The 26,256-nt window shown below is 60.5% G+C and carries 25 protein-coding genes; 17 read left to right on the top strand and 8 right to left on the bottom strand.

Features of this window, described 5'->3' with window-relative positions; translation table 11 throughout:
- Positions 1–2: 2 nt before the first annotated feature.
- From CXQ82_RS24495 to CXQ82_RS24485, 3 genes are all read left to right on the top strand, one after another.
- Positions 3–1,163 carry an ABC transporter ATP-binding protein gene (locus CXQ82_RS24495; RefSeq protein WP_101272686.1) on the top strand — a complete coding sequence of 387 codons (1,161 nt, stop codon included), beginning with the start codon at positions 3–5 and terminating at the stop codon, positions 1,161–1,163.
- Between the two features lie 85 nt (positions 1,164–1,248).
- Positions 1,249–2,595 (top strand): carbohydrate porin, encoded by a 1,347-nt coding sequence (locus CXQ82_RS24490; RefSeq protein WP_101272685.1) that lies wholly within the window; start codon positions 1,249–1,251, stop codon positions 2,593–2,595.
- A 178-nt stretch (positions 2,596–2,773) separates the two neighbouring features.
- Positions 2,774–3,619 (top strand): D-hexose-6-phosphate mutarotase, encoded by an 846-nt coding sequence (locus CXQ82_RS24485; RefSeq protein WP_101272684.1) that lies wholly within the window; start codon positions 2,774–2,776, stop codon positions 3,617–3,619.
- Between the two features lie 129 nt (positions 3,620–3,748).
- Here CXQ82_RS24485 and CXQ82_RS24480 read toward each other — a convergent pair whose 3' ends face one another.
- Positions 3,749–4,609: a MurR/RpiR family transcriptional regulator gene (locus tag CXQ82_RS24480; RefSeq protein ID WP_169856377.1), complete on the bottom strand. Its 861-nt coding sequence runs from the start codon at positions 4,607–4,609 to the stop codon at positions 3,749–3,751.
- A gap of 219 nt (positions 4,610–4,828) precedes the next feature.
- Here CXQ82_RS24480 and zwf point away from each other — a divergent pair, with 219 nt between their 5' ends.
- The 3 genes from zwf to CXQ82_RS24465 are packed head-to-tail and all read left to right on the top strand — an operon-like array spanning position 4,829 to position 7,678.
- A complete protein-coding gene (zwf, locus tag CXQ82_RS24475) occupies positions 4,829–6,295 on the top strand; it encodes a glucose-6-phosphate dehydrogenase (protein ID WP_101272683.1) in 1,467 nt (488 codons plus the stop codon).
- Entirely contained in the window at positions 6,282–6,995 is a 714-nt protein-coding gene (pgl, locus tag CXQ82_RS24470; protein WP_101272682.1) for a 6-phosphogluconolactonase, read from the top strand. The genes zwf and pgl overlap by 14 nt, the downstream gene beginning before the upstream one ends.
- A gap of 17 nt (positions 6,996–7,012) precedes the next feature.
- Positions 7,013–7,678 (top strand): bifunctional 4-hydroxy-2-oxoglutarate aldolase/2-dehydro-3-deoxy-phosphogluconate aldolase, encoded by a 666-nt coding sequence (locus CXQ82_RS24465; protein ID WP_026067364.1) that lies wholly within the window; start codon positions 7,013–7,015, stop codon positions 7,676–7,678.
- 201 nt (positions 7,679–7,879) lie between these two features.
- Here the strand turns inward: CXQ82_RS24465 and CXQ82_RS24460 are convergent, their stop codons facing one another.
- Entirely contained in the window at positions 7,880–9,055 is a 1,176-nt protein-coding gene (locus tag CXQ82_RS24460; protein ID WP_101272681.1) for an aminotransferase class V-fold PLP-dependent enzyme, read from the bottom strand.
- Between the two features lie 11 nt (positions 9,056–9,066).
- The gene (locus CXQ82_RS24455) at positions 9,067–9,303 is read right to left on the bottom strand and encodes a DUF3820 family protein (RefSeq protein WP_010208204.1); all 237 of its coding nucleotides are present in this window, start codon (positions 9,301–9,303) and stop codon (positions 9,067–9,069) included.
- 207 nt (positions 9,304–9,510) lie between these two features.
- On the opposite strand from CXQ82_RS24455, the gene CXQ82_RS24450 reads away from it, so the two are divergent.
- Positions 9,511–9,978: a PA2169 family four-helix-bundle protein gene (locus CXQ82_RS24450; protein WP_101272680.1), complete on the top strand. Its 468-nt coding sequence runs from the start codon at positions 9,511–9,513 to the stop codon at positions 9,976–9,978.
- Positions 9,979–10,114: 136 nt separating this feature from the next.
- On the opposite strand, the gene CXQ82_RS24445 is transcribed toward CXQ82_RS24450, so the two are convergent.
- Together CXQ82_RS24445 and CXQ82_RS24440 are read right to left on the bottom strand one after the other, a co-directional pair.
- A complete protein-coding gene (locus CXQ82_RS24445; RefSeq protein ID WP_010208208.1) occupies positions 10,115–10,585 on the bottom strand; it encodes a MaoC family dehydratase in 471 nt (156 codons plus the stop codon).
- 58 nt (positions 10,586–10,643) lie between these two features.
- Positions 10,644–11,588 (bottom strand): alpha/beta hydrolase, encoded by a 945-nt coding sequence (locus CXQ82_RS24440; protein ID WP_101272679.1) that lies wholly within the window; start codon positions 11,586–11,588, stop codon positions 10,644–10,646.
- Positions 11,589–11,798: 210 nt separating this feature from the next.
- Between CXQ82_RS24440 and fadD2 the strand changes: the two genes are divergently transcribed.
- Complete coding sequence (gene fadD2 / locus CXQ82_RS24435) at positions 11,799–13,487, top strand: long-chain-fatty-acid--CoA ligase FadD2 (RefSeq protein WP_101272678.1); 1,689 nt, start codon at positions 11,799–11,801, stop codon at positions 13,485–13,487.
- A gap of 389 nt (positions 13,488–13,876) precedes the next feature.
- Complete coding sequence (gene fadD1 / locus CXQ82_RS24430) at positions 13,877–15,568, top strand: long-chain-fatty-acid--CoA ligase FadD1 (protein WP_101272677.1); 1,692 nt, start codon at positions 13,877–13,879, stop codon at positions 15,566–15,568.
- Between the two features lie 184 nt (positions 15,569–15,752).
- Here fadD1 and CXQ82_RS24425 read toward each other — a convergent pair whose 3' ends face one another.
- Complete coding sequence (locus CXQ82_RS24425) at positions 15,753–16,130, bottom strand: hypothetical protein (RefSeq protein WP_101272676.1); 378 nt, start codon at positions 16,128–16,130, stop codon at positions 15,753–15,755.
- Between the two features lie 200 nt (positions 16,131–16,330).
- Between CXQ82_RS24425 and CXQ82_RS24420 the strand changes: the two genes are divergently transcribed.
- The 3 genes from CXQ82_RS24420 to def all read left to right on the top strand — a co-directional run bounded on the left by CXQ82_RS24420 (position 16,331) and on the right by def (position 18,179).
- Complete coding sequence (locus tag CXQ82_RS24420) at positions 16,331–16,516, top strand: CsbD family protein (protein ID WP_024077074.1); 186 nt, start codon at positions 16,331–16,333, stop codon at positions 16,514–16,516.
- A 169-nt stretch (positions 16,517–16,685) separates the two neighbouring features.
- The gene (locus CXQ82_RS24415) at positions 16,686–17,636 is read left to right on the top strand and encodes a YihY/virulence factor BrkB family protein (protein ID WP_101272675.1); all 951 of its coding nucleotides are present in this window, start codon (positions 16,686–16,688) and stop codon (positions 17,634–17,636) included.
- 3 nt (positions 17,637–17,639) lie between these two features.
- The gene (gene def, locus CXQ82_RS24410) at positions 17,640–18,179 is read left to right on the top strand and encodes a peptide deformylase (RefSeq protein ID WP_101272674.1); all 540 of its coding nucleotides are present in this window, start codon (positions 17,640–17,642) and stop codon (positions 18,177–18,179) included.
- 136 nt (positions 18,180–18,315) lie between these two features.
- Here def and CXQ82_RS24405 read toward each other — a convergent pair whose 3' ends face one another.
- Positions 18,316–19,134, bottom strand: a complete 819-nt coding sequence (locus CXQ82_RS24405) for a class I SAM-dependent methyltransferase (protein ID WP_101272673.1) — start codon at positions 19,132–19,134, stop codon at positions 18,316–18,318.
- A 59-nt stretch (positions 19,135–19,193) separates the two neighbouring features.
- Positions 19,194–19,631, bottom strand: coding sequence for a GNAT family N-acetyltransferase (locus CXQ82_RS24400; RefSeq protein ID WP_101272672.1), 438 nt, complete (start codon positions 19,629–19,631; stop codon positions 19,194–19,196).
- 302 nt (positions 19,632–19,933) lie between these two features.
- On the opposite strand from CXQ82_RS24400, the gene CXQ82_RS24395 reads away from it, so the two are divergent.
- The 5 genes from CXQ82_RS24395 (at position 19,934) to CXQ82_RS24375 (ending at position 26,101) form a co-directional block, all read left to right on the top strand.
- Complete coding sequence (locus tag CXQ82_RS24395) at positions 19,934–20,863, top strand: fatty acid desaturase (RefSeq protein WP_101272671.1); 930 nt, start codon at positions 19,934–19,936, stop codon at positions 20,861–20,863.
- A gap of 9 nt (positions 20,864–20,872) precedes the next feature.
- A complete protein-coding gene (locus CXQ82_RS24390; RefSeq protein ID WP_101272670.1) occupies positions 20,873–21,664 on the top strand; it encodes a phosphate/phosphite/phosphonate ABC transporter substrate-binding protein in 792 nt (263 codons plus the stop codon).
- A gap of 108 nt (positions 21,665–21,772) precedes the next feature.
- Positions 21,773–22,282 carry a sigma-70 family RNA polymerase sigma factor gene (locus CXQ82_RS24385; protein WP_101272669.1) on the top strand — a complete coding sequence of 170 codons (510 nt, stop codon included), beginning with the start codon at positions 21,773–21,775 and terminating at the stop codon, positions 22,280–22,282.
- Positions 22,279–23,217: a FecR domain-containing protein gene (locus CXQ82_RS24380; protein ID WP_101272668.1), complete on the top strand. Its 939-nt coding sequence runs from the start codon at positions 22,279–22,281 to the stop codon at positions 23,215–23,217. Before CXQ82_RS24385 ends, CXQ82_RS24380 begins: the two co-directional genes overlap by 4 nt.
- A gap of 241 nt (positions 23,218–23,458) precedes the next feature.
- Positions 23,459–26,101 (top strand): TonB-dependent receptor, encoded by a 2,643-nt coding sequence (locus CXQ82_RS24375; protein WP_101272667.1) that lies wholly within the window; start codon positions 23,459–23,461, stop codon positions 26,099–26,101.
- Positions 26,102–26,256 lie beyond the last annotated feature (155 nt).

The raw sequence follows: 26,256 nt of genomic DNA, 5'->3' as shown, positions 1-26,256 counted from the left end.
TCATGGCTACGCTTGAACTTCGCAATGTAAACAAGACTTATGGTGCCGGCCTGCCCGACACCTTGAAGAACATCGAGCTGTCGATCAAGGAAGGCGAATTCCTGATCCTGGTAGGGCCTTCGGGTTGCGGTAAATCGACGTTGATGAACTGCATCGCCGGCCTGGAAACCATCACCGGCGGCGCGATCATGATCGGCGACCAGGACGTGAGCGGCATGAGCCCCAAGGATCGCGACATCGCCATGGTGTTCCAGTCCTACGCGCTGTACCCGACCATGAGCGTGCGCGAGAACATCGAGTTCGGCCTGAAAATCCGCAAGATGCCCCAAGCCGACATCGACGCCGAAGTGGCGCGCGTAGCCAAGCTGCTGCAGATCGAGCACCTGCTTAACCGCAAGCCGGGCCAACTGTCCGGCGGCCAGCAGCAGCGTGTGGCCATGGGCCGTGCCTTGGCGCGTCGGCCGAAGATCTACCTGTTCGACGAACCGCTGTCCAACCTCGACGCCAAGCTGCGCGTCGAGATGCGCACCGAAATGAAACTGATGCACCAGCGCCTCAAGACCACCACGGTTTATGTAACCCACGACCAGATCGAAGCAATGACCCTGGGCGACAAAGTGGCGGTGATGAAGGACGGCATCATCCAGCAATTCGGTACGCCGAAGGAAATTTATAACAACCCGGCCAACCAGTTTGTGGCAAGCTTTATCGGTTCACCTCCAATGAACTTCGTGCCTTTGCGCCTGCAGCGCAAGGACGGCCGCCTGGTCGCCTTGCTCGACAGCGGCCAGGCCCGTTGTGAGCTGGCGCTGAACGTGAGCGACGCAGGCCTCGAAGACCGCGACGTGATCCTGGGCCTGCGCCCGGAGCAGATCATGTTGGCGACGGGCGAGGGCGACAGTGCATCGAGCATTCGTGCCGAGGTGCAAGTCACCGAGCCGACCGGCCCGGACACCCTGGTGTTTGTGCAGCTCAATGACACCAAGGTTTGCTGCCGCTTGGCGCCCGACGTTGCGCCGCAAGTGGGCGAGACCCTGACCCTGCAATTTGATCCAGCCAAGGTATTGCTGTTCGACGCCAAAACCGGCGAGCGCTTGGGCACTGCTGCTTCACTGCCATCACAAGGGCATGCCGATAACGTGGCCCAATTCAAAGGCCGCTGAAGCAGATAAGTTGTTGTTTTAGATAAAAAAAGTAAACCGCGTTAAATAAAAACAGTTTAATAACAATAAAGACGAGGATGTAGGGATGAAAAAGCAACACAACAACACTCGGCTGATCTGCCAACTGTCAGCAGCAGCAGCCCTGGTATTGTCCGCCAATGCGATGGCAGACGATGCATTCAGCTCCAGCTCCAAGTGGATGACTGGCGATTGGGGTGGCGAGCGTACCAAGCTGATCGAGCAAGGTATCGACATCAAGGCTGACTACGTCGGGGAAATGGGCGCCAACCTGCATGGCGGCTATAACGACGACAAAACCGGCCGTTACTCCGACCAGTTTGGGTTGGGCGTAGCACTCGACCTGCAAAAGCTGTGGGGCTGGGATAACACCCAGGCCAAGATCCAACTGACCAACCGTAATGGCCAGAACATCTCCAACGACCGTATCGGTGACCCGCGTGCCGGCACCCTGAGTTCGTCCATGGAAGTCTACGGCCGTGGCCACATGGTGCGTCTGACCCAGTTCTGGATCCAGCACCAGATGTTCGACAACAAGTTGGACGTGAAGCTCGGTTACTTCGGCGAAGGCGAAGACTTCAACACCTTCCCATGCGACTTCCAGAACCTGTCGTTCTGCGGCTCGCAAGTGGGTAACTATGTAAACACCTGGTACAACTGGCCCGTCAGCCAGGCCGCTATCCGCGTGAAGTACAACATCACGCCTGAGTTGTACGCGCAGATCGGTGCCTACAACCAGAACCCATCGCAGCTTGAGCACGGTAATGGCTTCAAGCTCAGCGGCAGCGGCACCAAGGGCACCGTGATTCCGGTGGAGTTGGTCTGGTCGCCGAAGGTCAATAGCCTGCCAGGCGAATACCGTGTGGGTTACTACAAAAGCGCCGCCGATGCGGCCGACGTACGTGAAGACGTGAACGGCAACGACGCTGCCACCACCCGCGCTGACTACCGTACCCGCAGCAGCAAGAAAGGCTACTGGTTCGTTGCGCAACAGCAACTCACCAGCCACAACGGCGACTCGTCGCGCGGCCTGAACATCGCCGCCAACGCTACCTTCCACGATAAGGAAACCAACCTGGTCGACAACTATCAGTCGCTCATGCTGGTTTACAAAGGCCCATTCGACGCGCGTCCAAAAGACGACATCGGGATTGGTGTGGCGCGTCTGCACGTCAACGATGACGTGAAGAAAAACGCCGAGTTGCTCAACGCCTCCAATGGCGTGAACGACTACGACAACCCGCTGTACACGCCGATTCGCGAGACCGAGTACAACGTCGAACTCAACTACGGCATCAAGGTGACCAACTGGCTGACCGTGCGTCCGAACCTGCAGTACGTTGTCCAGCCGGGTGGCGTGGATAAAGTCGACAACGCATTCGTAGCCGGTTTGAAAATCCAGTCTACGTTCTAACGCTGTTGCGATAAGCTCCTTCTCTCTGTGCGCATTTTGCGGGTAGCCATGGCTATCCGCTTTTTTTTGTGTGGGAGTCGGCTTGCCTGCGATGGCATCACCTTGGTTTATCTGAAGCACCGAGTTGCCTGCATCGCAGGCAAGCCAGCGCCTACAAAGACCTTCAGGACCGTGGCACATGCATGAGCATCCGCTGCAACGCTTTTTCAAATCCCTGCGCGAGCAACCGGTGTTCGCCTGGGAACGCTTTCAGATGCGCGATGTGTTGGTGATCGACCATCCGCTGTGCCAGGCGGTGTTCAGCCGCCAGGGCGCGCAACTGCTGCATTTTCAGCCGCGTGGCCAGAAACCCTGGTTGTGGTGCGCGGCCAAGTGGCCGCAAGTCGGCGCCATCCGTGGCGGCGTGCCGGTGTGCTGGCCTTGGTATGGCCGCCATCCGAGCGAGAATGCGTGGCCGTCCCATGGCTGGGCGCGGTTGATCGATTGGAAGCTGATCGACAGCAGCACCGACGACGACGGCGTGCGCCTGCATTGGCAATTGCAATTGTGCGACTGGCAGGTCGACCTGCACGCGCACTTGGGTGAAACCCTGGAACTGCGCCTGAGCACCGAGCATCAGGACGAGCTGCCGTGCCAGTTGAGCCATGCTTTGCACGCCTACTGGCGTATTGGTCACGTCGACGAGATAGCGCTGTCTGGGCTCGAAGGTGCGCAGGGTTATGACCAGCTCAGTCGCCAAGCCTGCCAGCAGGAAGGTGAGCTACGGGTGGATGGTGGGTGCCAGCGGGTGTTCCAGCATGAGGGCGAGTTGCACCTCAAGGATCACGCCTGGCAGCGCGAACTGTGCATCGACACCGGCGACAGCGCCGACACCGTGGTGTGGCACCCGGGCAGCCGGCCGCTGCTGGGGGTGAGCTTCAACGAGGCGTCGGGGTTTGTGTGCGTGGAGTCGGCGATGGCGGGGGCGAGTTTGGCGCCGGGGGAGAGGGCGCATTTGAGTTTGCAGGCGCGGGCTGGGGTTTAGTGGTGGGGCTGAGGGCCCTATCGGGGGCAAGCCCCCTCCCACATTTGAAATACGGTCGAATGTGGGAGGGGCGGTGCGACGATTCGACTTGCCCCCGATAGGGCCAGTAAAGCCAACACACAACCTGGCTTAGTTAAACTCATCCCCCACCGGATACCGGCTGTCATTCAAGCTCTCTTTGATCTTGCGCAAATGCGGCTGGAAATCCACCCCACGGCGCAAGGTCATGCCAGTAGCCAGCACATCCAACACCGTCAACTGAATGATCCGCGACGTCATCGGCATATAGATGTCGGTGTCTTCCGGCAGCGGAATATTCAGGCTCACCGTACTGGCCTTGGCCAGCGGTGAGTTCTCGGCCGTTACGCCCAGCACCGATGCACCGTTTTCCCGGGCAATACGCGCCACTTCCACCAGTTCGCGGGTACGCCCGGTGTAGGAAATGATCACAAACAGCTCGCCCGTATGCGCCACCGACGCGATCATGCGTTGCATCAGCACGTCGGCGTGGGCGGTGACCGCCAGGTTGAAGCGGAAAAACTTGTGCAGCGCATCCATGGCCACCGGCGCCGAAGCACCCAGGCCGAAGAAGTGGATCTGCCGTGCCTGGATCAACAGGTCCACGGCTTTGCTGATCAGGGCCGGGTCCAGGGCCTGGCAGGCGCTGTCCAGGGAGGCAATGGCGCTGCCAAAGATCTTCTGCGTGTACGCCTCGGGGTTATCATCGGCTTCCACCGCCCGGCTGACGTACGCGGCGCCACTGGCCAAACTTTGCGCCAGCTGCAATTTAAGTTCAGGGTAACCACTGACGCCGAACGAGCGGCAGAAGCGGTTGACCGTCGGTTCGCTGACCGAGGCGGCCTGGGCGAGGGCGGCGATCGAGAAGCGTGTGGCCTGCTGCGGGTTGAGCAGGATGACTTCAGCGACTTTACGCTCGGCCTTGTTCAATTCTTCGAGGCGGTTCCGGATCTGTTCCAGAAGATTTCGCACGCGGTCCATTCAGTCTTTCCTTCGGGCGACGATGCAAATAAAGGGCGGTAACCAATCGACGAGTGGCTTTTCGCGGTGGCCTATCCTACTGAGGGTAGCTGAACACCACCACTCGGAATGCGTATTTCGGGAAAATGTTGTGGTTATTACTACATTTTTCCTTGAGTGATGCCTTGAAAAAAGGTATTTGTAGCTTAACTTGATAAAAGAACAAACATCATGCCTTCGATAACCGTAGAACCCTGCACCTTTGCCCTGTTTGGCGCCGTGGGTGATCTGGCGCTGCGCAAGTTATTTCCTGCCCTCTATCAACTCGATGGTGCCGGCCTGCTGCACGACGATACGCGCATCCTGGCCCTGGCCCGTGAAGCCGGTTCCGAGCAGCAGCACCTGGCCCATATCGAAAAAGAATTGCGTAAATACGTCGGCAAGGAACTGGACGAAGCTATCGCCCAGCGTTTCCTGGCGCGCCTGACCTATGTGCACGTCGACTTCATGAAGGCCGACGACTACGTGGCCCTGGCGGAAATCGCCGGCACCGAACAACGCCTGATCGCCTACTTCGCCACGCCGGCGGCGGTGTATGGCGCCATCTGCGAGAACCTGTCCAAGGTCGGCCTGGCGGAAAATACCCGCGTGGTCCTGGAAAAACCCATTGGCTCGGACCTGGAATCCTCGCGCAAGGTCAACGACGCCGTGGCGCAGTTTTTCCCGGAAAACCGCACCTACCGTATCGACCACTACCTGGGCAAAGAAACGGTCCAGAACCTGATCGCGCTGCGTTTCGCCAACAGCCTGTTCGAAACCCAGTGGAACCAGAACTACATCTCCCACGTGGAAATCACCGTGGCCGAGCAAGTCGGTATCGAAGGCCGCTGGGGTTACTTCGACAAGGCCGGCCAACTGCGGGACATGATCCAGAACCACCTGCTGCAACTGCTTTGCCTGATCGCCATGGACCCGCCCGCCGACCTGTCGGCCGACAGCATCCGCGATGAGAAGGTAAAAGTGCTCAAGGCCCTGGCGCCCATCAGCCCGGACGGCCTGACCACCCAAGTGGTGCGCGGCCAGTACATCGCCGGCTACAGCGCGGGCAAAGCGGTGCCGGGTTACCTCGAAGAAGAGAATTCCAACACCCAGAGCGACACCGAGACCTTCGTCGCCCTGCGTGCCGATATCCGTAACTGGCGTTGGGCCGGCGTGCCGTTCTACCTGCGTACCGGCAAGCGCATGCCGCAAAAGCTGTCGCAGATTGTTATCCACTTCAAGGAACCGTCCCACTACATCTTCGCCCCTGAGCAGCGCCTGCAGATCAGTAACAAACTGATCATCCGCCTGCAGCCGGACGAAGGTATTTCCTTGCGCGTGATGACCAAGGAGCAGGGCCTGGACAAGGGCATGCAACTGCGCAGCGGGCCACTGCAACTGAATTTTTCCGACACCTACCGCAGCGCACGCATCCCGGATGCCTACGAGCGGTTGTTGCTGGAAGTGATGCGCGGCAATCAGAACCTGTTTGTTCGCAAAGATGAAATCGAAGCCGCGTGGAAATGGTGTGACCAGTTGATCGCCGGGTGGAAAAAATCCGGTGATGCGCCCAAGCCGTATGCGGCGGGGTCCTGGGGGCCGATGAGCTCGATTGCACTGATCACGCGAGATGGGAGGTCGTGGTATGGCGATATCTGAATTGAAACTGCCTCAGGGCGTCACCGCCCATGAGTACCGCACGCCGGTGCTGCTGGCCGAAGGCCTGGCGCTGGACGTGGCGGAACAACTGCGCGCGGCCATCAGTGCGCGTGGCGAGGCGACCCTGGTAGTGTCCGGTGGCCGCAGCCCCGTGGCGTTTTTCCAGCACCTGGCCAAGCAGGGGTTGGACTGGTCCAAGGTCACCATCACCCTGGCCGACGAGCGCTGGGTGCCGGTGGAACACGCCGACAGCAATGCCGGCCTGCTCAAGCAGCACCTGTTGCAGGGGCCGGCGGCCAAGGCGAAGTTCCTGAGCCTGTACAGCGCCGCCGCCAACCTTGAAGACGCTGCCGAGCAGGCTGATCGCCTGCTGGCCGAACTGCCAGGCATTGATGTGCTGGTACTCGGCATGGGCGACGACGGCCACACCGCGTCGCTGTTTCCCAACAGCCCGAACCTGAACGAAGCCCTGCAGGCCGACGGTACCCGCCGTTGCTGGCCAATGCTGGCGCCGACCGTGCCACACCAGCGCCTGACCATGAGTCGCGCGTTGCTGGCCACGGCCACCTACACCGTGCTGTCGATATCCGGCAGCTCGAAATTGACCACCTTGAGCGCCGCGCTGGCCAATGACGACGTCGCTGCCATGCCGATTCGCGCGTTTTTGCAACCTACATTAGAGATTTACTGGTGCCCATGAGCCAAGGATCAGCCGCTATGAAAAGCCCTCAACCGACCGTGTCCATGGCGGATAAAGTTGCCCTGATCGACAGCCTCTGCGCCAAGGCGCGGATCCTGCCGGTGATCACCATCGCCCGCGAACAGGACATCCTGCCGCTGGCCGATGCCCTGGCAGCCGGTGGTTTGACCGCATTGGAAGTGACCCTGCGTTCCGAGTTCGGCCTCAAGGCTATTCAGGTACTGCGCGAGCAACGCCCTGAACTGTGCACGGGTGCTGGCACTGTGCTCGATCGCCATATGCTCGAAGCTGCTGAAGTGGCGGGCTCGCAGTTTATCGTCACCCCCGGCATTACCCGCGACCTGCTCGAAGCCTCGGTGCACAGCCCGATCCCGCTGCTGCCGGGTATCAGCAATGCCTCGGGCATCATGGAAGGCTATGGCCTGGGTTATCGCCGCTTCAAGCTGTTCCCGGCGGAAGTCAGCGGCGGCGTGGCGGCCATCAAGGCCCTGGGCGGCCCGTTCGGCGAAGTGAAATTCTGCCCGACCGGTGGCGTTGGCCCGGCCAACATCAAGAGCTACATGGCGTTGAAAAACGTAATGTGCGTGGGCGGTAGCTGGATGCTCGACCCGGAATGGGTCAAGAACGGCGACTGGGCCCGCATCCAGGAAGTCACTGCGCAGGCGCTGGCGCTGCTGGATTGATCTGATTTACCGAATCGTTGTTGCTGTGCTTAACGGCATTTTTGCGGTGCACTTGGTCGGTGTACCGCTTTTTTTTGCCTGCAGAAAACCTTGAAGCCAATGCAAATCCATAGGTGGGAGGGCTTGCCCCTGATAGCGGTGTATCAGGGCCAGATGTGTGGCTGACACGCCGCTATCGCAGGCAAGCCAGCTCCCACATTTTTAGTCCGCGCTCAATTCGGTAATGGCGTTGACCAGTACATTGATGTCTTCGGCCGATGTCACCAACCCCGGCGTCACCCGAATGCACGTGCCAAACGCCGCCCCTGTGCGCGTGGTGGTAAACAGGTGGTAGTCCTTGAGCAGCCGATCCACCATCACCTGCTGATCCCGCCCGACAAACTTGAATGCCGTAATCCCGCAATACAGGCGTGGATCATCCGGCGTCAGCACCTCGATTGCCGCCAACGGCCGTACCTGGCTTACCCACAGGTCCCGCAGGTAATTGACCCGCGCGCCCTTGGCCGCCGCGCCACCCAATGCCTGATGTTCCTGCAGTACCAGTGGCAGGGTCATCAGTGCCGGAAAATTCGGTGTGCTGTAGGGCGTACGCGCCCGCACGTCGGTGGCGGGGTAGTGAAACTCGCCCATGTCCGGGTCGATGTCGGCCAGGCGTTCCGGGGCGATATACAGGAAGCCCAGGGTCAGCGGCGCGCCGATCCATTTGTGCAAGTTGAAGCCGGCGAACTGGATACCCAGCGCAGCCAGGTTGAATTCAATCTGGCCCAGGGCATGGGCGCCGTCGAGGATCACGTCCACGCCATGTTCACGTGCGGCCTTGGCGATGGCCTCGACCGGCATCACCAGGCCGGTGCGGTGGGTCACGTGGGTCAACGCCATCAACTTCAGGCGCGGGTACTGGGTGAAGGCATCGCGATAAGTCTGCAGCAGGCTGTCGAAACTGGCCGGGTGGGTGTGGGAAATTTCAATAACCTCAACGCCACGATAGCCCGCCAGCCAACGCATCGCGCCTTTGACCGTGTCGTACTCCAGGTCGCTGATCAGTACCTGATCGCCCGCTTGCAGGCAGTTGTAGTTACGAATCAGCGACTGCAAGGCTTCGGTGGCGTTGCGGGTGAAGGCCACGGCCTCGGCAGGTGCATCGACCAGCCCGGCCAGCTGTTGGCGGATCTGGTCATTCTCACCGCGCTCGAAACGCTGGCGCACATGCAGCGCATTGCTGCGGTTGATAAACGCCACGTGCTCCAGGTACTGGGCCTGCACGGCGTGACTCATACGCCCAAAATAGCCGTTTTCCAGATTGATCGGGCCCGGTTCCACGTCATAGCGTTGGGCGATGGCGTGCCAGTGATGTTCGTTGTTTGCATTCCGTGGCATGGCGAGGCTCTTTAATGGCGAGGGGCAGGTTTGCCGTGTTTGGCGCGCAGCGGTTCAAGCAGTTCGGACAAACCGTTGCTGTCGATTTCCTGCATCAGAGCCAGCAAACCGCCCAGTTCGCCGTGGGGGAAACCTTCACGGGCGAACCAATTGAGATAGGGGCCGGGCAGGTCGGCGATGATCCGTCCCTTGTATTTGCCGAAGGGCATTTCGCGGGTGATCAGCAGTTCGAGTTTTTCGGGGTTCATGGGGTTTGCGCGGTGTGAGTCGAGGTCTTGGAAAATACAGGCATTCTGCATGAAGGCCAAATGACAGATCATGCAAATAACGTACATACAGATGGTTCAATACTTTTCAAGTTATTGAAATATAAAGAAAAAGTAATTTTCGAAAACCTGGCACGGGTGCTGCAATCATTAAGACAACCTTCTTAAACCCGCACAAGGAATCAGAAAATGACTGACATCAATAAAGAATCGATCTCCGTACTCAACGACCTGATCGAGACCAGCAAAGACGGCCAGAAAGGTTTTGCGACTTGTGCTGAAGACATCAAGCACCCAGAACTGAAAGCGCTGTTCGTCAAGCGCTCCGCAGATTGCGCTGCTGCCGCTGCTGAACTGCAGACCGCCGTGCGTGCCCTGGGTGGCGATCCTGAAGAATCCGGCAGCGTTGCCGGCGCACTGCACCGTGGCTGGGTCGACGTGAAGTCGCTGGTCACCGGCAAAGACGAAGAAGCGGTGCTGAATGAAGCCGAGCGCGGTGAAGACCACGCCCTCAAGGCTTACAAAGAAGCGATCGAGAAGATCAACAAGCACAACCTGCTGGGCATTCGTGACCTGGTTGAGCGTCAGTACCACGGCGCACAACGCAACCACGACCAAGTGAAAGCCCTGCGTAACCAGGCTCGCGCTCAGTCGTAAGACCTGCTGAGCAACACATGTGGGAGGGGGCTTGCCCCCGATAACGGCAGATCAGTCGATAGTTAAACGACTGATCCACCGCTATCGGGAGCAAGCCCCCTCCCACATTTTTATGGTGTTGGCCTTGGGCTTGCTATCAGCCGATGCTGATCGGCGGCAATTCGGTCAAGGTCACCACCTGCTGCTTACGCGGCGCAAGAATTTCCGCCTCGCCGTCCACCACCAACTCATCGCGCTGGTTGAACACACGGGTGGCAATGCGCACACGGAATTTCGGCAATTTCTCCAGGATCTCCAAACGCACGGTCAGGGTGTCGCCGATTTTTACCGGCTTCTGGAAGCTCATCTGCTGGCCGATATAGATGGTGCCCGGCCCAGGCAGCTCGCAGGCCACGGCGGCACTGATCAGCGCGCCGCTGAACATGCCATGGGCGATACGCTCCTTGAACATGGTTGCTTTGGCGTACTCGGCGTCCAGGTGCACGGGGTTGTGGTCGCCGGACATGGCGGCGAACAGCTGAATATCGCGCTCTTCCACCAATTTGCTGTAGCTGGCGGTCTGGCCGACTTCAAGGGCTTCGTACGGAGTGTTGGTTACCTGGGTCATCTAAAGGTGCATCCTGTGGCTAATCGGTAAATTTAAACGGCTGATTTTAATAGAAAAGTTATTCGCAGCGGGCCGGCCTTCGCAATGCCAGGGCCTGGTCGAGCCACGTCAGCACATCCGCTGTGACGTCATCACGGTTGGTTTCATTGAACACTTCATGCCGCGCCTGCGGGTAGATGTTCAGTTGCAGATGTTGGCAGCCGGCGTCACGCAGGGCTTGGGCCAGGCTTTTGAGACGCTTGCCCGCACTCACCGGATCACATTCGCCGCCCGTCACCAGGATCGGCAGGCCGGGGTCGATCTGCGCGAGGTTGGACGCTTTGCTGATTTGCTGCAAGCCGCCGAGCAGGTCGATCCACAGCTGGTTGGTGCAGCGAAAGCCGCAAAGCGGGTCGTTGATGTACTTGTCGACCTCAACCGGGTCGCGGCTGAGCCAATCAAACCCCGTGCGGTTGGGCTTGAACGCCTTGTTGAACGAGCCGAACGACAGGAACTCGATCAATGCACTGCGCCCGCGCACGCCCTGGCGCAGGCGTTCGGCCCGGGCAATCACGCGCGCAGCGCGGTACAGCGCCACCGGTTGGAAATTCGAACCGCTGAGAATCGCCCCATTCAGGCTGGCGCTGTGGTGCAGCAGGTAGGCCTGTGCGATATAGCTGCCCATGCTGTGGCCCAGCAGGATGATCGGCACCCCCGGCTGCTGCTGGCCGATGTGCTGGTTGAGGCTGGCCAGGTCGCCGACCACTTTGTTCCAGCCGTCCTGCTCGGCATACAGCCCCAGGGTGCCTTCGTCGGCGGTGCGGCCATGACCCCGCTGGTCCAGTGCATATAAAGCGTAGCCGGCGGCACACAGCGCTGCGGCGAGGCGCGCATAGCGGCCGCTGTGTTCGGCCATGCCGTGGGACAGCATCACCACGGCCTTGGGCGGGGCGTCGGGCATCCATTGGTTCACGTACAGGCGGCAGCGGTCATTCGCGGTCAGCCAGAAGGTGCTGTGGTTCATGGCGCTTCCTTTTCTCAACGTCTGCACAAGCTCGTTGCAGTGTATAGCTCATCCGACGGCGGGCGGGGTATCTGCCTGCGCGTTAGCAGCAAGATTCATACAATCAATGACACGATTTAGCGTATTTGCCTGTTTGGCCATAGCTGCTAACGTCCGCAAAGCTCCGCTTTTTGAAGCGGCCAGACACACTCAGGTAAGAGGACAAGAATAATGCAACCTGATTTCTGGAATGACAAACGCGCGGCGGGCGTTCCCAGTGACATCGACCTCACGGCCTACAAGTCGGTGATCGAAGTCTTCGAGCGGTCCTGCAAGGCTTTTGCCGACCGTCCGGCATTCAGCAACATGGGCATCACCCTGACTTACGCCGAGCTGGAGCGCCAAAGCGCGGCGTTCGCCGGCTACCTGCAACAGCACACCGACCTCAAGCCCGGCGAGCGTATCGCGGTGCAAATGCCCAACGTGCTGCATTACCCCATCGCCGTGTTCGGGGCACTGCGCGCCGGGCTGATCGTGGTCAACACCAACCCGCTGTACACCCCGCGCGAGATGCGCCACCAGTTCAAGGATGCCGGCGTGCGTGCGCTGGTCTACCTCAACCTGTTCGGTTCGCGGGTGCAGGAAGTGTGCACCGACACCGAGATCGACTACCTGATCGAAGCCAAGATGGGCGACTTCATGCCCGCCGCCAAGGGCTGGCTGGTCAACACCCTGGTCGACAAGGTGAAGAAGATGGTCCCGGCCTATAACCTGCCACGGGCCGTGTCGTTCAAACGCGCCCTGCGCATGGGCGCGGGCCTGGGCGTGACCCGCCACCCGGTGAGCCTGGACGACATCGCCGTGCTGCAATACACCGGCGGCACCACCGGCCTGGCCAAGGGCGCGATGCTCACCCACGGCAACCTGGTGGCGAACATGCAACAGGTGCGTGCCTGCATGTCCCAGACCGGCGAGGACGGCCACCCGCTGATCAAGGAAGGGCAGGAGGTGATGATCGCGCCGCTGCCGCTGTACCACATCTATGCGTTCACCGCGAATTGCATGTGCATGATGGTGTCCGGTAACCACAACGTGCTCATCACTAACCCACGGGACATTGGCGGGTTTATCAAGGAGCTGAAAAAGTGGCGCTTTACCGGGCTGCTGGGGCTGAACACGCTGTTTGTGGCGTTGATGGACCACCCCGACTTCAAGAGCCTGGATTTTTCCCACCTCAAGCTCACCAACTCCGGCGGTACGGCGTTGATCAAGGCCACGGCCGAGCGTTGGGAACAGCTCACCGGCTGCGCGATTGGCGAGGGTTACGGCCTGACGGAAACGTCGCCGGTGGCCAGCACCAACCCGTATGGCAATAAATCCCGGTTGGGCACCGTGGGCATCCCGGTGCCGGCCACGGCGATGAAGGTGATTGACGACGAGGGCGGCGAACTGCCCTTGGGCGAGCGCGGCGAACTGTGCATCAAGGGCCCGCAGGTGATGAAAGGCTACTGGCAGCAACCGGCGGCTACCGCCGAGGCGCTCGACGCCGAGGGGTGGCTCAAGACCGGTGACATCGCGGTGATCGACGACGATGGCTTTGTGCGCATCGTGGACCGCAAGAAGGACCTGATCATCGTCTCGGGTTTCAACGTGTACCCCAACGAGATCGAAGACGTGGTGATGGCGCACCCGGCGGTGGCCAACTGCGCCGTGATCGGCGTGCCGGACGAACGCACGGGGGAGGCGGTGAAGCTGTTTGTGGTGGCGCGTGCTGAAGGGGTGAGCCTTGAAGAGTTGAAGGCGTACTGCAAGGCCAACTTCACCGGTTACAAGGTGCCCAAGCAGATCGTGTTGCGCGATTCGTTGCCGATGACGCCGGTGGGCAAGATCTTGCGCCGGGAGCTGCGCGACATCGCCTGACCATGAATTAAAATGTAATCCAAATGTGGGAGGGGGCTTGCCCCCGATTGCAGAGTGTCAGGCACTGAATTTGGTGACTGATCCACTGCAATCGGGGGCAAGCCCCCTCCCACATTTGTTGTGTATTGTTCTGTAGGACGCATTCCAGAGCGTTTTGCTGGGGAAAATCAGCGGCGATTAAAGTGTGACTAAATATTGTAGGACAGTCGTGTTTATGACTGTGGAGCCCTCCTTTGGCTCTAGGCGACCCTTGGCAAAGCTGCTACTCTCGGCGCGCTTTGTGACGTCTAGGCCTGCTTGAAAGCGCCAGATTCACCGAAAAAAACATACACCAATAATAATCGCATCAAATGCGATGATGAATTCGCGTCGCTGAGGAGTGGGCTTCCATGAACGAAGACTTTTGGAAGGATAAGTACCCCGCCGGGATTGCTGCAGAAATCAATCCAGACGAGTATCCGAATATTCAGGCGGTACTGAAACAGTCCTGCCAGCGCTTCGCTAACAAACCGGCTTTCAGCAACCTGGGCAAGACAATCACCTACGGTGAATTGTACGAATTGTCTGGCGCCTTCGCCGCGTACCTGCAACAGCACACCGATTTGAAGCCTGGCGACCGCATCGCCGTGCAACTGCCCAACGTCCTGCAATACCCGGTTGCGGTGTTTGGCGCCATCCGCGCCGGCCTGATCGTGGTCAACACCAACCCGCTGTACACCGCGCGGGAAATGGAACACCAGTTCAACGACTCCGGTGCCAAGGCCCTGGTCTGCCTGGCCAACATGGCCCATCTGGCGGAAAAGGTCGTGCCCAAGACCGCCGTCAAGCATGTGATCGTCACCGAAGTCGCCGACCTGTTGCCGCCGCTCAAGCGCCTGTTGATCAACAGTGTCATCAAGTACGTGAAGAAAATGGTCCCGGCCTATCACTTGCCGCACGCGATCAAATTCAACGACGTGCTTGCCAAGGGCCACGGCCAACCGGTCAGCGACGCCAGCCCCGACAGCGGCGATGTGGCCGTGCTGCAATACACTGGCGGCACCACCGGCGTGGCCAAGGGTGCGATGCTCACCCATCGCAACCTGGTCGCCAACATGTTGCAGTGCAAGGCGCTGATGGGCTCCAACCTCAACGAAGGCTGCGAGATCCTGATCACGCCGCTGCCGCTGTACCACATCTATGCGTTTACCTTTCATTGCATGGCGATGATGCTGATCGGCAACCACAACATCCTGATCAGCAACCCGCGCGACCTGCCGGCCATGGTCAAGGAACTGTCGAAGTGGAAGTTCAGCGGCTTTGTCGGGTTGAACACGTTGTTTGTGGCGCTGTGCAATAACGAAGCGTTCCGCAAGCTGGACTTCTCCGCGCTCAAAGTCACCCTGTCGGGCGGCATGGCCCTGCAACTGGCGGCTGCCGAGCGTTGGAAGGCGGTGACCGGTTGCGGCATCTGCGAAGGTTACGGCATGACCGAAACCAGCCCGGTGGCCACGGTGAACCCGATCCAGCATATCCAGATCGGCACCATCGGCATCCCGGTGCCGTCCACGGTGTGCAAAGTCATTGCCGACGATGGCACCGAGCTGGCGCTGGGTGAAACCGGCGAACTGTGCGTCAAGGGCCCGCAAGTGATGAAGGGGTACTGGCAGCGCCAGGACGCCACCGACGAGATGCTCGACAGCGAAGGCTGGCTCAAGACCGGTGACATCGCGATCATCCAGCCGGACGGCTACATGCGTATTGTCGACCGCAAGAAGGACATGATCCTGGTCTCCGGTTTCAACGTCTACCCTAACGAGCTGGAAGACGTGCTGGCGGGCCTGCCGGGCGTGCTGCAATGCGCGGCTATCGGTGTGCCGGACGAAAAATCCGGCGAGATCATCAAGTTGTTCATCGTGGTCAAGCCGGGCGCGACCCTCACCAAGGAACAGGTGATGGAGCATATGCGCGCCAACGTCACCGCCTACAAGGTGCCCAAGGCCGTGGAATTCCGCGATGCATTGCCGACCACCAACGTGGGCAAGATCCTGCGGCGTGAGTTGCGCGACGAAGAACTGAAAAAGCTCGGCCTCAAAAAATAACCGAATAAAAAACCCCGCCAATGCGGGGTTTTTTGTGGCGAGCGGGCTTGCCCGCGTTGGGCTGCGAAGCAGCCCTGAAAACTGCAACCGAGATTTCAATGCCCCTGCGCGGCGATCTTATTGGGGCTGCTGCGCAGCCCAACGCGGGCAAGCCCGCTCGCCACAAACAGCTATCACCCCACGATTACAAGGCGAACTGCGCGAAGCTGACGCCCGCACCCGCCGGGCGTACATCCTTCAAGAACGAATCCTTGTCCGCGCTCAGCTCCAGGGTAATCTCCGGCTTGCGCTTGCCCGCATTGCGCACCACCAGGCCTTCGAGCTTTTCACGCAGGTACACCGTCGGCACTTTCAGGTGCAGCAGTTGGTCGGTGTCGGCGTTGTGCATCAACAGGTGCAGCCACTCGTACTGGCCCACGGCAATACGGCCCAGCGGCAGGTCGAACCACCAGATGTTGCGTTTGCTGTCCAGGTCGGTGAAGTGGCAGTTGTTGACGCCGAGTACGGCACCGCCCAGTTCCTGGTTTCTGCGGGCGATGGCCTGTGCTTTATTGAGTTTCATAACCTTCCTACGGATCTGTTATTCAGCGTTATAGCCTGAATGTGCCGGGCATTCTCGTGGGTTGGCTGCAAAACATAAAGCCCAACCTGCGCTTGGCGATGAAATGCCACCTGAAAAATAATTGAAACTCTGCCGAACGGCCCCGGGTCAATCTCTAGGTAATGACCAAAAACCTTTGATTGTTCTTTCGGAGAAATACCATGAGCAGCACATCTGACAAGGTAAAAGGCGTCGCTAACGAAGCTGTCGGTAACATCAAGCAAGGCGTCGGCAAAGTGACCGGCAACGACAAGCTGCGCGCCGAAGGTGTGATCCAGGAAAAGAAAGGCGAAGTGCAGAAAGCGGTCGGCGACACCAAGGATGCGGTAAAGAAAGCCACCAAGTAACACGGCTCTCGCGCAACCCAGCGGCCATCCACGGATGGCCGTTTTTGTACCCTCTGTTGCAACTAAACTTTCGTAATTGTTTCAAAGTCGCCAAATGGGCTACTTTGATGTAGAAAACGGCCCCTGAGTCGCCCGCGAACTCAACCTTTTTGCGGCGAAAGGAGACGCTATGATTTTTCCGGTACTAGACGGCCTCAAGCTACACAAAGTGCTGGTGCGCACCGTCAAGGAATTCGTCGACGACGAGATGTCCACCTACGCCTCGGCACTGGCCTACCAGATGCTGTTTTCGTTGTTTCCCTTCCTGCTGTTCCTCATTGCCCTGATCGGTTTTTTGCATCTGCCGGACTTTTTCACCTGGCTGCGCCTGCAATCCGAACTGGTGCTGCCGCCCCAGGCGCTGGAGCAGGTCAACCCGGTGATCGACCAGTTGCAGCAGTCCAAGGGCGGCTTGCTCTCGGTGGGTATCGTGATCGCGTTGTGGACCGCCTCTGCCGGCGTGCGCCTGATGATGAGCGCGATGAACGCCGCCTATGACGTGGTGGAAGGCCGGCCGATCTGGAAGCGTTTCCCGCTGTCGATCCTCTACACCATCGGCATCGCCGGCATGCTGCTGGCCGCTGCCGCGCTGATGGTGCTAGGCCCGCAGGTGATGGAATGGCTGGCCGGGCAGATCGGCATGCAGGAGTTCGTGGTGACCCTGTGGACCATCCTGCGCTGGCCGTTGATCGTGATTTTGCTGATGTTCGCCGTGGCCCTGATGTACTACGTGATGCCGGACGTGGAGCAGAAATTCCGCTTTATCACCCCGGGCTCGGTGCTGGCGGTGGTGGTGTGGATCATCGCTTCCCTCGGGTTTGGCTACTACGTCAAAACCTTCGCTGATTACAACGCCATGTATGGCAGTATCGGTGCGATCATCGTGTTGCTGCTGTACTTCTATATTTCCGCCGCAGTGCTGTTGCTGGGCGCGGAGATGAATGCAGTGATCGAACACATGTCCGCCGAGGGCAAAGACCCTGGTGAGAAAGAGTTCGACGAACCCGGCCACACCGGTGAAAAACAGCACGTCTCAGGCTTAGGCCGAGACCATTCCAAGCCCACTACCGACGAAGTCTGATCGATGATCCGTGAAATCCTGAAAATGGGCGACGAACGCCTGCTGCGTATCGCGCCTCCGGTTCCGCCGGAAATGTTCGACAGCCCCGAGCTGTGGCAATTGATCGATGACATGTTCCAGACCATGGAGCACGTGGGTGGCGTCGGCCTGGCCGCGCCGCAGATCGGTGTGGACCTGCAACTGGTGATCTTCGGTTTTGAGGCCAGCGAACGCTACCCGGACGCGCCCCCGGTGCCGCAGACCATCCTGATCAACCCGTTGATCACCCCGCTGAGCCCGGTGTTGGAAGAGGGCTACGAAGGCTGCCTCTCCGTGCCCGGCCTGCGCGGCGCGGTGGACCGTTACCAGCAGATCCGCTACGAGGGTTTCGACCCCAAGGGCGAGCCGATCGTACGGTTTGCCGACGGTTTCCATGCGCGGGTGGTGCAGCATGAGTGCGACCATTTGATTGGCCGGTTGTACCCGTCGCGGATTACCGACTTCACTAAGTTCGGGTTTATCGAGGTGATGTTCCCGGATATGGACCCCACGGCTGACGAGTAACTGTCAGGAACACGAAGATCAAAAATGTGGGAGGGGGCTTGCCCCCGATAGCAGTAGTTCAGTCAATGGATGTAGTGACTGACACTAAGCAATCGGGGGCAAGCCCCCTCCCACATTTGATTGCATTACACTTTGACTATTTGGCGGGTTTGACGAACCGCAACGTCATCCGGTCCGACTCGCCAATCGCGACATACTTCGCCTTGTCCTGCTCCCCCAATTTCAACGCCGGCGGTAACGTCCACACGCCACCCGGGTAATCCTTGGTGTCCTTCGGGTTGGCATTCACCTCACTCTGCGCCGCCAGCTTGAACCCGGCATCGGTCGCCAGTTTCACCACCTGGGCGGTGGTCAGGTAGCCGCTGTCCTTGATCGCTTCCAGATCCGCGCCATCCTTGGCCCGGTGATCTTCCACGCCCAGCACGCCGCCCGGTTTGAGTACCTGGTAGAACGCACTGAACGTGGCGCTGGCGGTATCGGCCGCGACCCAGTTATGCACATTGCGGAAGGTCAGCACGGCATCCGCCGAGGCCGGTTTGCCGAATACCGGTGCCTTGGGGTCGAACTCGACCACCTGGGCCTTGGCATAACGCGCGGGGTCGGCGGCGAATTTGTTTTTCAGGGTTTCTTCGGAGGTGCGCGCGTACGCGCTGCTGCTCGCGGCCTGCACGGCGGCGATGTAATGCCCGTGGTCCTTGAGCAACGGTGCCAGCACTTCGCTGTACCAGCCGCCGCCCGGGGTGATTTCGATCACCGTTTGCTTGGCGCCCAGGCCAAAGAATTCCAGGGTCTGCTGCGGGTGCCGATAGCCGTCGCGCGCGCTGTTGGCGGGGTCGCGCCAACTGCCGGCGAGGACGCTGGCGTACTGCTTGGCGCTGATCGGCGCGTCGGCGGCCTGGCTGAAAGCGGGGGCGAGGAGGGCGGTGAGGGACAGAGCTGCAAGCGTCGTTTTCATGATCATCCTGTAAGGGGCCACTGTGCTGCCGAGGCTAGCATGGGCCCTGTACCCGCCGATCACACATTATCCGAGGTCGACCTCACCAAAGGTTCTAAGCCCATCGCGATCATCGGTTTGTTGCGTTTGTAGCGCACCAGGCGTTCGCTGAGGGATTGCGGCAACAGTGTGTCCTGGCTGAACCCCATGCGCTGATACAACCCTTCGAGGTCCGGGTGGCACAACAACCACAGCGTGCCCTGAACATCCGCCAACGCCGCACCAATCAGCCGCGCCGCCAGCCCCTGGCTGCGATAGGCCGGGTCGACAAACACCCCGGTCAACCATTGCCCGCCCACCACCGGCGTAAGGCACAACCCGGCAACGATCTCGCCGTCGCGTGCTACCCAGAGGCGTCCGCCCTTGAGCGCCTTCATCGGCGAATTATGGTTGCGGTAAAACTTGTTCAGCAGCGGCCAGAGGGGCTCTGCCAGCAGTTCTATCTGAAGGTTGGGCATGGTGGTCAGGCAACATAATCAAGGGCCGGGGATTATAAGCGCCTTCTGCGTGGCAATAGGTGGTATACCCAGTGCTACATCCCCTGTTCAGTGGAGCATGCATCATGGCCAAAGGTATGGATTCAAAGAAAGCCGCGAAGAAGAAACCGGCAAAGACCGCCGATGAAAAACGCGCCGAAAAGAAAACCAAGAAGTCTGAGGCAGGCCTGTTCGGTCACTGAGTTACAAGCTTAGAACCAAACGATCTGCAAGATTTTTGCGCCTCAGTGCACAGAGCAGGAAACACCTGCTCTGAGCTGCCGATGGCCAACTACCTTGATGACACCCAACGCCGGGAAATCGAAGCCCTGGCACAGCGTTTTACCACCCGCACCGAATGGCCGACCTGGTTGCTGTTGATCGGTGTATACGCCGCCTGGTTCGGCGTGATCCTCGGCAGCCATTGGTTGGGCGTATGGCTGAGCACCCTGTTGCTGATCCCCATCGTGACGCTGTGGCTGTCGGTGCAACACGAATTGCTGCATGGCCATCCCACCCGTTCGCAGCTGCTGAATAAACTGCTCGGCTACGCGCCGTTTGCCGTGTGGTACCCCTACACGCTGTACCGCGACAGCCACTTGCTGCACCACAACGACAAACACCTGACCCTGCCGGGCATCGACCCGGAAAGCCGTTACCTCAACCAACACCAGTGGGACAGCAGCTCGCTGTTCGAACGCGGCGTGCATTGGCTGACCAAGACCGTGCTCGGTCGCCTGCTGCTGTCCGCGCCGTTGGCGATCACCCGGTTGGTGCGCCATGAACTGCAACGCCTGCCCCAGGTATGGCCGATGTGGCTGGCCCACGGCGCCGTCACGCTGCTGATGCTGGGCTTTATCGCCCACTACAGCGCACTCTCGGTGGGGCATTACCTGCTGCTGGTGAGTGTGCCGGCCTTGTCGCTGGCGTCGATCCGTTCCTACTATGAACACCGCCCGCACCCGCAGCCGGAACAGCGCACAGTGCTCAACGAAGCGTCGTGGCCGTGGACCTGGCTGTTCCTCAACAACAACCTGCATCTGGTGCACCACGACCTGCCACAACTGCCCTGGTTTTTGCTGCCCACGGTCTACCGCGCCCGTCGCGAGCAATGGGTGGCGCGCAGCGGTGGGTTCCTGGTGCAGGGCTACGGCCAGTTGATCACCCGCCATGGCCTCAAGGCCATCGACAGCCCCCGACACCCTTTTGCGTGAGAGACGAGCATGACTGACCACTACGCCGACCTGCGCATGTACGTCGCCCCCGACGCGGTGCAACACGCCAATCAACAGTGGCTGGCACGCATCCTTGAGCGCTTGGGCCTGAACCGCCGCAACGCCGACCACCTGGACTTGCCCGGCCTGTGGCTGGCCCCCGAATTACTGGTCAGCCAAACCTGCGGTTATCCGCTGATGACCCAACTGCGCGGCCAGGTGCGTGTTATCGGCCGCCCGCGCTACGAGCTGCCCCACAGCAGTAACGGCAGCCATTGCAGCCTGCTGCTGACCCGCGACGACAACCCACGCGCGAGCCTGGCCGACTTCTACAACAGCCGTGGCGTGATCAACGGCTACGACTCCAACAGCGGCATGAACCTGCTGCGCGAACGCCTGGCGCCCTTGCAGCAGGGCGGGCGTTTCTTCGCCAGCGTCGGCGTCAGCGGCGCCCATCGCGAGAGCCTGCGCTGGCTGCGTGAAGGCCGCGCCGACCTCGCCGCCATCGACAACGTCACCTACGCCTACCTGGCCCGTTTCGCCCCGTTGGAAGTGGCGGGGCTGCGCCTCGTCAGCGCAAGCGCGCCCAGCCCGACCTTGCCCTATATCGGCCCGCTGGGCTTGAGCGATGAACACGTGGTACGGATTCGTGAGGCAATGAACCTGGCGTTGCAGGATTTGCCGCAGGTGGTGCAAACCCTGGGTTTACAAGCCGTGCTCCCGGCCAGCGAAGACGATTACCAGGTGCTGCTGGACTACCAGCAGCAAGCCGCCAGCGCCGGGTATTCAGTGCTTCAATAAGGTTATATAAAAATACCTTTTAAATATTATTAAAGAATAAGCCGCCTTGTTAGGATCGCCTCACCGGAACACCGGACATAACGCGCAACCTTCTCAGATGGAGCCACTATGTCCGGCGCCGACACTACTCACAGCGACTACGTGGGCGGATTGTTCCGCAGTCATTACGACTGGCTGTGCAGCCGTTTGCATCGCCACCTCGATTCCCGCGCGCACGCCGAAGACATCGCCGCCGACACCTTCGTCCAGCTCTTGAGTTCGCCCGGCGTACTGCCGATCCGCCAGCCCCGCGCCTTGCTCACCACCATCGCCCAGCGCCTGATGTACCAGCTGTGGCGCCGCCGTGACCTGGAGCGCGCCTACCTCGATGCGCTGGACAACGACGAAACCTGCACCGCGCCGTCTCCCGAAGACCTGGCGCAAATGCTCGAAGCCTTGCAAGCCATCGATCAGTTGCTCGACGGCTTGCCGGCCAAGGTCAAGGCGACCTTTTTGCTCTCGCAACTCAATGGCCTGACTTACCCCGAGATCGCGGCCGAACTGGGGATCTCCCAGCGTTCGGTCAGCGACTACATGACCCGCGCCTTCAACCGTTGCCTGCGGCTGTGCCTGGAATGAACGACGAACTGATCGACAGCGCCACCCAGTGGTACGTGTTGCTGCGTTCCGGCCAGGCGACGGCGGCGGATTGGCAGCGCTATCACCAGTGGCGCGCGGCCGACCCGCGCCACGACGCTTTGTGCCAGCAGTTGGAAAATCGCCTCGGCGTGTTCCAGGTGCCCCAGGCCCAGGGCGTCAGCGGCAAAGTCTTGCAGCAGGCGTTGGACGCGCCTTCCAGCCGCCGCCAGGTATTGCAGGTCGCACTGGCCGGCGCCGGTGTGGCAGTGGGCGCCGCGCTGCTGGCCAAACCCGCTGGCTTGGCGGACCTCACGGCGGATATCCGCACCGGCACCGGCGAGCGCCGCACCGTCATGCTCGACGATGGCAGCGAACTGTTGCTCAACGCCCAGAGCGCGGCGGATATCCAGTTCGACCCGCAACGGCGCCTGGTTCGCCTGCGCGAGGGTGAGTTACTGGCCAAGGTGGCCAGTGACCGCATCCGACCGTTCTTGATCCAGACCGACCAGGCCCGCCTGCGCGCCCACGGCGAGCGTTTCCTGGTGCGCGAGCGTGCCGGGCAAGGCCAGGTCGTGGCCCTCAATGGTGCGGTGGAAATCGACGGCCAGAACGGTGAGCGCCTGCAACTGGCCGCGGGCCATGAAGTGCATTACGACCGCGCGGGCTTTGGCCTGGTGCAAGCCAGCTCATCTGGTGCTACCGCCTGGGTCGACGGCTTCCTGCAAGTGCGCGACCGCCCGCTGGCCGAAGTCATCGACGCGCTGCGCCCCTACCACAACGGCGTGCTGCGCCTGGACCCGGCCGTGGCCGGGTTGCGCGTAAGCGGCCTGTATCGGCTGGACAACCCCCAGCAAATCCTCGACACCCTGGCGCGCACGTTGCCGATCCATATCACCCGCCGTACCGGGTTGTGGGTGACGGTCAGTGCTACCTAAAGGCTTTACCCAATCAATGTGGGAGCTGGCTTGCCTGCGATGGCATCAACGCGGTTTAACTGAAGAACCGCGCTGCCCGCATCGCAGGCAAGCCAGCTCCCACAGGGGTTGGGTGCTCACTCCAAAAGTGAGTTCTAAGGACATAACCAAACGATCTGCAAGTTTTGCCCCCGCCATCTCACATCACTCCCGTAAGCGCTGCGGGGAGCAGCGTTCTCGAGTTTCCTTGGGGGGAGCCAAAGTGAGTCAGTTCAACCGTGTGCCGCTTCGAACCTTTGCCCTGGTGCCGTTGGCCAGTCTGTTTTTCACGTTTGCCGCCAGTGCCGAAGACGCGCGCCAGGTCTACCACATCGCCCCCGGCCCGCTGGATGAAGTGCTGCTGAACATCAGCCGCCAGAGCGGCCAGGTGATCTCCTTTACGCCGCAATTGGCTAACTATTCCTCGGCCAGCGTGGACGGTTCGCTGTCAGCGCAACAGGCAGTAGACGCCGCGCTCAAAGGCACTGGCCTACAGGTGCAGGTCAGCCCGGACGGCGCGTTCATCATCAAGGAAGGCGCAGCCAAAAGCGTCCAGGCCACCGGTAATGTAAAAGCCCAGACCAGCGCCGCCCAGGCCCCGACCCTGGACCGCGTAGTTGCCATCGGCACCCGGCGCAGCGACGCCACGGCCCTTACCAGCGCCGCCCCGGTGGATGTGATCAACGCCGAAGAACTCAAGCAGACCGGCGCCACCAGCCTCAACCAGGCGTTGTTTCAACTGCTGCCGTCGTTCAACTTTCCGCAGAACCAGAGCGCCACCCGTGGCCAGAACCCCAAGGGCGCGTCCCTGCGTGGCCTGGCGCCGGACCAGACGCTGGTGCTGATCAACGGCAAACGCCGGCATGCTTCGGCGGTGGTGAATATCTCCGGCGGCGTGCCGTTCATTGGCGCGCAGCCGGTGGACTTGGACATGATCCCCATCAGCAGCATCGACCATGTCGAAGTGCTGCGCGATGGCGCCTCGGCGCAATACGGCTCGGATGCGGTCGCCGGGGTGGTTAACATCGTGCTCAAGGAGCGCGACAGCGGCGGCCAGCTCAACACCCAACTGGGCAAATACGCCCAGGGCGACGGCTTCAGCAAAACCACCGATGGCTGGTACGGCCTGGGTTTGCCGGGAGACGGTTTCCTCACCCTGAGCTTCAACACCCTCAACAACAAACCCACCGATATTGGCGATAAGTACGTGGCCGGCGGCCAGTTGCAAGACCCGCGCTGGGGCGGTGCCGGGCGCGATAAATTCAACCTGGCGGCCAACGCCGAGGTCGGCCTCAGCGACCAGTGGCGCCTCTACAGTTTTGCCACCTTCGGCCAGGACAAGTCGGTGAACAACACGCCGCCGCTGTTGGCCAACAACCCGAACAACGTGCCGGGCATCTACCCCAACGGCACCATTCCCAAATACCGCTACCGCTATGAAGACGGCGCGCTGACGGTTGGCACACGCTATGAGGACGACACCCTCGGCCGTTTCGACCTCAGCGCCACCTATGGTCGCGACAAGCACGATGAGCTGGCCTTCAACACGGTCAACCCGAGCTACGGCCTGAACAGCCCGACCAAATTCGACGTGGCCACCCTGGTCAACGAGCAGACCAACATCGGCCTGGACTATGCCAAGGACCTGGACGTCAATTGGTCGAGCCATCCGCTGACCGTCTCGGCGGGCGTTGCCTACCGCCATGAGCAGTACCGGCTAGAGGAGGGCGACTATGAGTCCTACTCGTTTGGTGGCATCAATGGGGTGCAGGTAGGCGCGGTGCAGGCCTCCGGTCTTACGCCTGACGACGCCGGCACCTACAAGCGGGATGTCGGCGGCGTGTACTTCGGCCTGGAGCACCAGCTCACCGACAAATTCCAGGTCGGCCTGGCGGGGCGCACCGAGCATTACTCGGACTTCGGTTCGGCCACCACCGGCAAGCTGTCGGCACGCTATGACTTCACCCCGCAAGTGGGGCTGCGAGCCACGGTAAACAACTCGTTCCGTGCGCCGACCCTGGGCCAGATCGGCACCTCGTGGACCACCACCACCAACGTCGATATCAATGGCAACCCGGTGCTGACCCGCATGCTGCCCGCCGACAACCCGGCAGCCCGCGCCTTGGGTGCCGAGCCGCTCAAGCCGGAGAAGTCCACCAACTATTCCCTGGGCCTGGTGCTGCGCCCCATCGAACAGGCCTCGCTGACCATCGACGCCTACCAGATTTCGATTCGCGACCGGTTGCTCTACAGCGGTGGTATTTCCGGGCCGCGCGCCGAGCAGATCCTGCAGCAGGCTGGCTTTGGCCAGTACACCTGGGCGCAGTTCATGACCAACGCCGCCAACACCCGCACCCGTGGGGTCGACATCGTCGGCAAGTACAACCTGGACCTGGCGCAGTACGGCGCATTGAGCCTGTCAGCCGGCTATACCAAGGCGCGCACCACGATTGAGAAGGTCCACGAAAACCCCAACGGCTTCGACATCCTCACCCGTGAAGCCCGTGGCTTTCTGGAACACGGTTACCCCGAGGACAAGCTGGTGCTCGGCGCCACCCACCGCATCGGCGCCTGGACCATCGCCCTCAGCGAAACCCGCTACGGCGAATACCGCAAATACGCCGCCAGCGAAGCCAACGCCCAATACGACCAGACCTTCGCCGCGCAATGGAACACCGACCTGGACGTGAACTACGCCTTCACCAAGCAACTGCGCTTGTCGGTGGGCGCCAACAACCTGTTCGACAGCAAGCCCGACGACTTCAACACCCGCCTGCGCCAGACCCCGGGCCAGCAGTACAGCTACCTGTCGCCGTCGGCGCCGGAAGGGGCGTTCTACTACACGCGGCTCAGTTATGACTTTTAACCAATCTTGAATACCGCGCAGATCAAATGTGGGAGGGGGCTTGCCCCCGATGACGGTGGGTCAGTTGAAAAATAAGTGACTGACACACTGCTATCGGGGGCAAGCCCCCTCCCACCCTGGATTTTCTGTGTTTTTGAAATTGATTCACCACGAGG

The sequence above is a fragment of the Pseudomonas sp. S09G 359 genome (assembly GCF_002843605.1).
Lineage (GTDB): Bacteria > Pseudomonadota > Gammaproteobacteria > Pseudomonadales > Pseudomonadaceae > Aquipseudomonas.
Note: the sequence above shows the minus strand (reverse complement) of the source record. Positions and strands in the feature narration are given on the sequence as shown.